A 410-nucleotide genomic window follows, 5' to 3' on the forward strand; every position below is an offset into this window, starting at 1 on the left:
TGTTGGGCGGGCACCCATCGGGGTCGAGTCGGTCGGCGCCCAAGCCGCCGCGCAGCCAAGCCCGCTCCAGGGCCCCTAGCGGTGCGGCCGCTCACGCGGTTAGCAGCTTAGCCGGCCGTTGCGGGTCGGTAATCAATCACACGTTAAGGAGATCACGACATGGCAGATTTGGTTGTTACCCCAGAAAACCTAGCCAGAATGGCAACACTGCAAGAGCAGGCCTCAGCCCAGGCCCAAACCGCGGCCGGGGCGGCCTCCAACGTCGAAGCGGGGGTCTGGGTGACCCACGGTGTGGCCAGCGCTTTTTCCAATATCGCGTTCACCAAGGCTGTGGCCGCACGCGCCAGCACGGGCTTCGCGATGAAAAATTCCTCCGCCGAGCTGGCCGCCAAGCTGCGCACCGCCCAACA

Annotated in this window: 1 protein-coding gene; it reads left to right on the forward strand. The window is 65.4% G+C overall.

Going from position 1 to position 410, the window contains the following annotated elements:
- Window positions 1-159: 159 nt before the first annotated feature.
- On the forward strand, window positions 160-410 hold a 251-nt coding region (locus tag F0Q45_RS26855), incomplete at its 3' end, for a type VII secretion target (protein ID WP_149656686.1).

It is taken from the genome of Mycobacterium simiae, assembly GCF_008370645.1.
Classification (GTDB): Bacteria; Actinomycetota; Actinomycetes; order Mycobacteriales; family Mycobacteriaceae; genus Mycobacterium; species Mycobacterium simiae_A.